The organism is Achromobacter sp. RW408, from assembly GCF_003184165.1.
GTDB lineage: Bacteria > Pseudomonadota > Gammaproteobacteria > Burkholderiales > Burkholderiaceae_B > Achromobacter > Achromobacter xylosoxidans.
The window spans coordinates 483,125-491,387 of sequence record NZ_QHHO01000022.1; the positions used below are offsets into that span (position 1 = coordinate 483,125).

The following is an 8,263-nucleotide window of genomic DNA, read 5'->3' on the forward strand; positions in this document are numbered from 1 at the left end:
GAATGCGGGAAGGCAAGACAAGCCGTGACAAGCTATGGCAGTCGGAGCCGGGCTTAGTTCCCATGCCGGCCTGCGTCTACAATCCTGCCCATGCTGATCGTCATCCCGGGCGCCTTGCCCGCTCTTCCCGTCGCCGCGGAACTGGCCAAACTGCTGCCCCAGCGCGCGCCCACCCTGCACCGCTGGCTGCAGGCCGGCAGCGCCCGGGTCCAGGCCCACGATATCCGTACCCAGGGCTGCACCGCGTTCGAAGCCTGGCAACTGCGCCGGGCGGGCTACACGCCCGAGGCCGGCCTGCTGCCGGGCGCCGGACTGGGCCCGCTGCTGGCCGCCGGCCAGCCCGCGGACGGCCCTGTCTGGCTGGCCGAACTGGTCCACCTGGCCCTGGGCACCGACCAGGCCACCCTGCTCGATCCCGCCCTGATGGAACTGCGCGACGACGAAACCGCCGCGCTGCTGGACACCGCCCGCCCCCTGTTCGAAGACACCGGCTTCGCGGTCCAGGCGCTGTCGGCCTCCCGCTGGCGCCTGCGCCTGCCGGACGGTCTGCGGCCGCAGACCGCCAGCCCCCTGGCGGTGGCCGGCCAGCGCCTGAACGACTGGTGGCGCCAGGATGCCGAAACCCGGCCATGGCGCCGTCTGCTCAATGAGATCCAGATGTCGTGGCACGAGCACCCGGCCAACGAGGCCCGCGCCGCGCGCGGCCTGCCGCCGGTCAACGCCCTCTGGCTGTATGGCGGCGGCACGCCCTGGACCATGCGCCCGGCCGGCCCGGAACAGGTCATGACCGAGCTGCACGCTGCGCAGCGCGCCGGCGACTGGGCCGCCTGGCTCGACGCCCTGGCCGCGCTCGACCGGCGCCTGCAAGCGCTGGCCAGTCCCAAGGGCCTGCCGGACGCGCCCGCCGAACTGCTGCTGCTGGGCGACGATCGCAGCGCCACCCTCACCCTGAAACCGCGCGGGGGCCTGCTCGGCTTGCTGCCCGCGCCCAAGAAAAACTGGAGCGCCTGGTGGTCTCACCCCGCTTAACCGTCCGCCGCGCCGACCTCGCCGCCTGCCATGTCCTGGAATCCTCGGGCATCCATCCCCTGCTGGCGCGCCTGTGGGCCGCGCGCGGCGTCGTCCATCCCGACCAGACCAGGCTGGCCTGGCCCTCGTTGCTGCCGCCGGCCGGCCTGACCCATTCGACCCACGCCGCCGGCGTGCTGGCCGACGCCATCCAGGCCGGCAAGAAGCTGCTGATCGTGGCCGACTATGACTGCGACGGCGCCACCGCCTGCGCCGTCGGCCTGCGCGCCCTGTCGGCCATGGGCGCCGACGTCGACTTCCTGGTGCCCAACCGCTTCGAGACCGGCTACGGCCTGTCGCCCGCCGTGGTCGAGCTGGCCTGCCGCCATCGCGCCGGCAAGCCCGACATCATCATCACCGTGGACAACGGCATCGCCAGCGTCGACGGCGTGGCCGCGGCCAACGCCGCCGGCATCGGCGTGGTCATCACCGACCACCACCTGCCCGGCGACACGCTGCCGGACGCCCTGGCCATCGTCAATCCGAACCAGCCGGGCTGCGGCTTCCCGTCCAAGAACCTGGCGGGCGTCGGCGTCATCTTCTACATGATGCTGGCGCTGCGCGCCGAGCTGCGCCGCCGCGGCGTCTACGCCCCCGATGGCGGGCCGCGCCTGGACGCGCTGTCCGACCTGGTGGCGCTGGGCACGGTGGCCGACGTGGTCAAGCTGGACGCCAACAACCGCCTGCTGGTGACCCAGGGGCTGCAGCGCATGCGCAGCGGCCGCCTGCAACCCGGGCTGCGCGCCCTGTTCGCCGTGGCCGGGCGCGAGCCGCGCAGCGCCAACGGCTTCGACCTGGGCTTCGCGCTGGGCCCGCGCATCAACGCCGCCGGCCGGCTGGCCGACATGAGCCTGGGCATCGCCTGCCTGACCACCGACGACGAGGCCCAGGCGCTGGAAATGGCGCGCGAACTGGACAACATCAACCGCGAACGCCGCAGCATCGAGGCCGAGATGCGCGAACAGGCGCTGGCCGCCATGGAGGCGCCCGACGCCGCGCCGGGCGCCACGGTCTGCGTGTTCGACCCGGGCTGGCACCAGGGCGTGGTGGGCCTGGTGGCCTCGCGCCTGAAAGAGAAATTCTGGCGCCCCACCCTGGCCTTCGCCCCGGCCGGCGACGACGAAATCCGCGGCTCGGGCCGTTCGATTCCCGACGTGCACCTGCGCGACGTGCTCGACCTGGTGTCCAAGCGCCACCCCAACCTGATCCGCAAGTTCGGCGGCCACGCCATGGCGGCCGGCCTGACGCTGGGCCGCAACGACTTCCCGGCCTTCGCCCCCGCCTTCGACGCGGCGGTGCGCGAACTGACCGGCCGCGACAGCTTCGAGCCGGTCATCGAGACCGATGGCTCGCTGGAATCCGGCTACGCCAATGCCGAGGTTGCCGGCCTGTTGCAGCAACAGGTCTGGGGCGCGGGTTTCGCCGCGCCGCTGTTCCTGGACGAGTTCGTGGTGCGCAACCAGCGCCTGGTCGGCGAGAAGCACCTGAAACTGTCGCTCGAACGCGGCCAGCAGCGCTTCGACGCCATCTGGTTCGGCCACGACCAGTCGCTGCCCGAACGCATCCAGGCGGCCTACCGGCTGGAGCAGAATGTGTGGAACGGGATGGTGTCGGTCCAGCTGGTAATCGAACACGCTGCATGATGTTGCCCCCACGCCGCGCCCGCTGCGCGGGCTAGCTGCCCCCCGAGGGGGCGCTTTTGCCTTGGGGCGGCCCGGCGGCAAAAGGCCTTCTCGCCGATACCGAATAAAAACGGGCGCATCCGCGAGGATGCGCCCGTGTCGCTTGCCGGCCCCGGGCGCGCGCGGCTACTTGTTGACCAGCCTGGCCGGTTGCGCCAACGCCACCAGCGCGCCAATCACCAGGCACGCCGACAGCATGTACAGGCCGGTATTGGTGGTGCCGGTCATGTCCTTGAGCCAGCCCACCAGGTAGGGACTGACGAAGCCCGCCAGGTTGCCCACGGAGTTGATCAGCGCGATCCCGGCAGCCGCCGCCGTGCCGCCCAGCAGCGCGGTCGGCAGGCTCCAGAACAGCGGCAGCACCGTGCAGATGCCGATGTTGGCCACCGTCAGCGCCAGGATGGCCAGCACCGTGTTGCCGCTCCAGATCGCCGAGAACAGCAGCCCCAGCGCGCCGCACAGGGCCGGGATGGCCACGTGCCAGCGGCGCTCGCGGTTGCGGTCGGAGTTGCGCGCGATCAGGATCATGCCGATCACCGCGAACAGGTTGGGCACCGCCGTCAGCAGGCCGATCGCCAGCGGGCTTTGCACGCCGGTGCTTTTGATCAGCGTCGGCATCCAGAACCCCACCCCGTACAGTCCCATCACGAAGGAGAAGTAGATCAGCGCCATCGCCCACACGCGCGGATGCGCCAGCGCGGCGCGGATCGGCGGGTCTTCCTTGTGCTGCTCCTCGGCCGCGATATTGCGGATCAGCACCGCCTTTTCATTGGCGGTCAGCCACTTGGCCTTGTTGATGCGGTCATCCAGGTACATCAGCACCAGCACGCCGATGATCACCGACGGGATGCCTTCGAGCAGGAACAGCCATTGCCAGCCCGACAGGCCGTGGTCGCCGTGGAACGTATTCATGATCCAGCCGGAGATCGGGCCGCCGATCAGGCCGGACATCGGCACCGCGGTCATGAAGAAGGTGGTGATGCGCCCGCGCCGGGCGGCGGGATACCAGTAGGTCAGGTAAAGGATGATGCCCGGGAAGAACCCGGCCTCGGCCGCGCCCAGCAGGAAACGCAGGAAATAGAACATGTGCACGCTGGTCACAAACATCATGCAGGCCGAGATGATGCCCCAGGTGATCATGATGCGCGCGATCCAGACCCGCGCGCCGACCTTGTGCAGGATGATGTTGCTGGGGATCTCGAACAGGAAATAGCCGATGAAGAATATCCCCGCGCCCAAGCCGTACACCGTCTCGCTGAACTGGAGTTCCTGCAGCATCTGCAGCTTGGCGAAGCCCACGTTGACGCGGTCCAGGTAGGCCACGACGTAGCAGACGACCAACAGCGGCACCAGCCGCCACCCCACTTTGCGATAGATCCGGTCCTCCTCAGCCGCCGGGATCGCCGGCGAGACCCTGGGGGCCATAGTGTGTTCCATCAATGTCTCCTCCTCTAACGGGACAGGCCGGCTCTGTCTGCCGGCGGCTTGCGCGGTCCCGCCGCCCCCGAGGGGACGCATGGGCCGGCGCGTCAAGCCTAGAACCCCGTAGTTGACAAAAAACTGAACAACTTGCCGCTGTGCGTGCAAACCCCTAGTGTGTTTTCGCTTCGATCCGTCCCTTCCATTCCGCGGCCGGGCCCACAGGGTGGCCCCAACCACGGTAAAATGTCCGGTTTCGCACAAAAGTCATCAGGAATCATCATGGAAGCCGAACGTCAGAACCAGCTCGCAGCCCGCCTCGCCGACTACGCGGAGCGCGAACAGGCTCTACGGAGGTATCTTTGACTACGATGCCAAAGCCGAACGCCTGCAAGTCGTAAACGCCGAGCTCGAAGACCCGGCGGTCTGGAACGACCCCAAGCACGCCCAGGACCTGGGCCGTGAAAAGAAAGCCCTCGAAGACGTGGTGGAAACGCTCACCGGCCTGGGCACGGGCCTGGCCGACTCCAACGAGCTGTTCGAGCTGGCCGCCGCCGACAACGACGACGCCACCCTCGAATCCATCGAGCTGGACGCCAACGGCTTCCAGGAAAAGCTGGAAAGCCTCGAATTCCGCCGCATGTTCTCCAACCCGGCCGATCCGCTGAACTGCTTCCTGGACATCCAGGCCGGCGCGGGCGGCACGGAAGCGCAGGACTGGGCCTCGATGCTGCTGCGCCAGTACCTCAAGTACGCCGAGCGCAAGGGCTTCAAGGCCGAAGTGCTGGAAGAATCCGAGGGCGAAGTCGCCGGCATCAAGTCCGCCACCATCAAGCTCGAGGGCGAATACGCCTTCGGCTACCTGCGCACGGAAACCGGCGTGCACCGCCTGGTGCGCAAGAGCCCGTTCGACTCCTCGGGCGGCCGCCACACCTCGTTCGCCAGCGTCTTCGTCTACCCCGAGGTCGACGATTCCTTCGAAGTCGAAGTGAACCCGGCCGACCTGCGCGTGGACACCTATCGCGCCTCGGGCGCGGGCGGCCAGCACATCAACAAGACCGACTCGGCGGTGCGCCTGACGCACATCCCGACCGGCATCGTGGTGCAGTGCCAGAACGACCGCTCGCAGCACCGCAACCGCGCCGAAGCGATGCAGATGCTCAAGTCCAAGCTGTACGAACTGGAAATGCGCAACCGCATGGCCGAGCAGCAAAAGCTGGAAGACTCCAAGACCGACGTGGGCTGGGGCCACCAGATCCGCTCGTACGTGCTGGACCAGAGCCGCATCAAGGACCTGCGCACCAACGTCGAAATCTCCAACACGCAGAAAGTGCTGGACGGCGACCTGGATCCCTTCATCCAGGCCAGCCTCAAGCAAGGCGTGTAAGTTCCGCGATACTTCCGTCCACCGTCCCCCGAGGGTCCACGCATGTCCGACACCATCGCAATTCTCACCGGCGCCTCGCGCGGCATCGGCGCCGCCATGGCGCGCGGCCTGGCCAAACCGGGCACCCGCCTGATCACCCTGGCGCGCCGCGAAGACCCCGAGCTGGCCGCCTACGCCCGCTCGCAGGACGCGCAGCTTGAACAGTTGTCCGTGGACCTGTCGGACCTGGCCGCGGCGGAAGCGGCAGCGCGCCGCATCTGCGACGCGCTGCCGCGCGACGCCGGCCGCTACCTGCTGATCAACAACGCCGGCACCGTGCATCCCGTGTCCGGCACCGACGCGCTGATCGACGGCCCGGCGATTGCCGCCGCCTTCAACCTGAACGTGACGGCCGTGATGCTGCTGACCGCGCGCTTCCTGGCCGCGGTCGAAGATCTCAAGGCCGACCGCCGCGTGCTCAACATCTCGTCCGGCGCCGGCCGCAATCCCAATGCCGGCTGGGGCGTGTACTGCGCCACCAAGGCCGCGCTCGACATGTACTCGCGCGTGGTCAAGCAGGAACAGGGCGAAGGCGGCGCGCGCGTCGTCTCGCTGGCCCCCGGCATTGTCGACACCGACATGCAGGCCGCCATCCGTTCCAGCGACCCCAAGAGCTTCCCGGCGCTGGCCAAGTTCCAGGACTTCCACGCCAGCGGCAAACTGTCCTCGCCCGCCAACGTGGCCTCCCGCATCCTCGCCTACCTGGATCGCGACGACTTCGGCACCACCGAAATCGACGACATCCGCAATTACGACTGATCCCCCGACCATGACCGACCACACGACCGCTCCGGCAACCGCCCAGGATGAAAACCGCTTGATCGCCGAACGGCGCGCCAAGCTGGCCAAACTGCGCGAGACCGGGGTCGCGTATCCCAACGATTTCGTCCCCGACGCCCGCGCCGCGGCCCTGCACGACAAGTACGACGACCAGGAGCAGGAAGCCCTGGCCGCCGCGCCCGTCACCGTCAAGGTCGCCGGCCGCATGATGCTCAAGCGCGTCATGGGCAAGGCCAGCTTCGCCACGCTGCAGGACAGCACCGGCCGCATCCAGATCTACCTGGACCGCGGCACGCTGGGCGAAGACAGCTACGCCGCGTTCAAGCAATGGGACATCGGCGACATCATCGCGGTCGAAGGGTCGGTCTTCAAGACCAACAAGGGCGAACTGTCGGTGCACGCCGCCACGGCGCGCCTGCTGTCCAAGTCGCTGCGCCCGCTGCCGGACAAGTTCCACGGCGTGGCCGACCAGGAACTGCGCTACCGCCAGCGCTACGTCGACCTCATCATGACCGACGCCACGCGCCGCACCTTCGAGGCGCGCAGCAAGGCCATGGGCAGCATCCGCCAGTTCATGCTGAACGCCGGCTTCCTCGAAGTCGAAACGCCCATGCTGCACCCGATTCCGGGCGGCGCGGCGGCCAAGCCCTTCGTCACGCACCACAACGCGCTGGACATGGAAATGTTCCTGCGCATCGCGCCCGAGCTCTACCTCAAGCGCCTCATCGTCGGCGGCTTCGAACGCGTGTTCGAAGTCAACCGCAACTTCCGCAATGAAGGCGTGAGCCCGCGCCACAACCCGGAATTCACGATGATGGAGTTCTACGCGGCCTTCGCGGACTACCGCTGGCTGATGGACTTCACCGAGGAACTGATCCGCCAGGCCGCCATCTCGGCCACCGGCAGCGCCGTGCTGACCTACCAGGAACGCGAGCTGGATCTGTCCAAGCCGTTCGACCGCCTGACCATCTGCGAAGCCATCCTCAAGTACGCCCCCGGCTACACCCAGGCGCAACTGGACGACGTCGCCTTCGTGCGCGCCGAACTCAAGAAGCTGGGCGCCGATGCCGATGGCCCGGTGCTGGCGCGCGCCGGCCTGGGCGCGCTGCAATTGGCGCTGTTCGAGGAAACGGCCGAAGCCAAGCTGTGGAACCCCACCTACATCATCGACTACCCGGTCGAGGTGTCGCCGCTGGCGCGTGCCTCCGATACCCGCGAGGGCATCACCGAGCGCTTCGAGCTGTTCATGACGGGCCGCGAGATCGCCAACGGCTTCTCCGAGCTGAACGATCCCGAAGACCAGGCCGAGCGTTTCCGCTCGCAGGTCGAGGCCAAGGACGCCGGCGACGAGGAAGCGATGTACTACGACGCCGACTACATCCGCGCGCTGGAATACGGCATGCCCCCGACGGGCGGCTGCGGCATCGGCATCGACCGCCTGGTGATGCTGCTGACCGACAGCCCCAGCATCCGCGACGTCATCCTCTTCCCGCACCTGCGCCGTGAAGACTAAGACGCGGTCGGCATCGTGATCCTCAAGATCCTGATGCTGGCGGCGGTGGTTGCCGCCCTGTTCTACATGGTGATGCAACCGCGTCGCGCCCGCGGCGGCTACCACGGCGCCGCGGCGCCCGTGCGCCGCGCGCCGCTGTTCATCGCCCTGTGCCTGGCCACCGCGCTGTCGATCACGGGCGCGCTGGTCACGGCGGTCCTGTGGATGGGCAGCGTCGCCGGCGGCGTGACCGGCGGCGGCTATCATGGCGAAGCCGATTTCCTCCTGACCATCGCCGGCGCCCTGCTGGCGATCGCGGTGGCCTGCGGCGTCGGCGCCTTCCTCAAGCGCAAGGCCTAGCGCCGACGGACCCCGTGGTCCCGCGCCTCTCTGGCG

Annotated in this window: 7 protein-coding genes; 6 read left to right on the forward strand and 1 reads right to left on the reverse strand. The window is 68.4% G+C overall.

The window, feature by feature from the left end; translation table 11 throughout:
* The first annotated feature begins 90 nt into the window (after positions 1-90).
* Together DK459_RS04480 and recJ are read left to right on the forward strand one after the other, a co-directional pair.
* Positions 91-1,029: a hypothetical protein gene (locus DK459_RS04480; protein ID WP_110134496.1), complete on the forward strand. Its 939-nt coding sequence runs from the start codon at positions 91-93 to the stop codon at positions 1,027-1,029.
* The gene (recJ, locus tag DK459_RS04485; protein WP_024069421.1) at positions 1,011-2,711 is read left to right on the forward strand and encodes a single-stranded-DNA-specific exonuclease RecJ; all 1,701 of its coding nucleotides are present in this window, start codon (positions 1,011-1,013) and stop codon (positions 2,709-2,711) included. The genes DK459_RS04480 and recJ overlap by 19 nt, the downstream gene beginning before the upstream one ends.
* 165 nt (positions 2,712-2,876) lie before the next feature.
* On the opposite strand, the gene DK459_RS04495 is transcribed toward recJ, so the two are convergent.
* Positions 2,877-4,187 (reverse strand): MFS transporter, encoded by a 1,311-nt coding sequence (locus DK459_RS04495; protein WP_110134497.1) that lies wholly within the window; start codon positions 4,185-4,187, stop codon positions 2,877-2,879.
* Positions 4,188-4,451: 264 nt separating this feature from the next.
* Between DK459_RS04495 and prfB the strand changes: the two genes are divergently transcribed.
* The 4 genes from prfB (at position 4,452) to DK459_RS04515 (ending at position 8,227) form a co-directional block, all read left to right on the forward strand.
* Positions 4,452-5,556, forward strand: a protein-coding gene (prfB, locus tag DK459_RS04500; RefSeq protein WP_102949866.1) for a peptide chain release factor 2 whose coding sequence is annotated in 2 segments (ribosomal slippage) — positions 4,452-4,532 and positions 4,534-5,556 — 1,104 coding nt in all. Because the reading frame shifts where the segments join, the coding sequence is not laid out codon by codon here.
* A 42-nt stretch (positions 5,557-5,598) separates the two neighbouring features.
* Entirely contained in the window at positions 5,599-6,354 is a 756-nt protein-coding gene (locus DK459_RS04505; RefSeq protein ID WP_006386144.1) for an SDR family oxidoreductase, read from the forward strand.
* 10 nt (positions 6,355-6,364) lie between these two features.
* Positions 6,365-7,888, forward strand: a complete 1,524-nt coding sequence (gene lysS / locus DK459_RS04510; RefSeq protein ID WP_006386145.1) for a lysine--tRNA ligase — start codon at positions 6,365-6,367, stop codon at positions 7,886-7,888.
* A 15-nt stretch (positions 7,889-7,903) separates the two neighbouring features.
* Complete coding sequence (locus tag DK459_RS04515; RefSeq protein WP_020928310.1) at positions 7,904-8,227, forward strand: hypothetical protein; 324 nt, start codon at positions 7,904-7,906, stop codon at positions 8,225-8,227.
* The last annotated feature ends 36 nt before the right edge of the window (positions 8,228-8,263 follow it).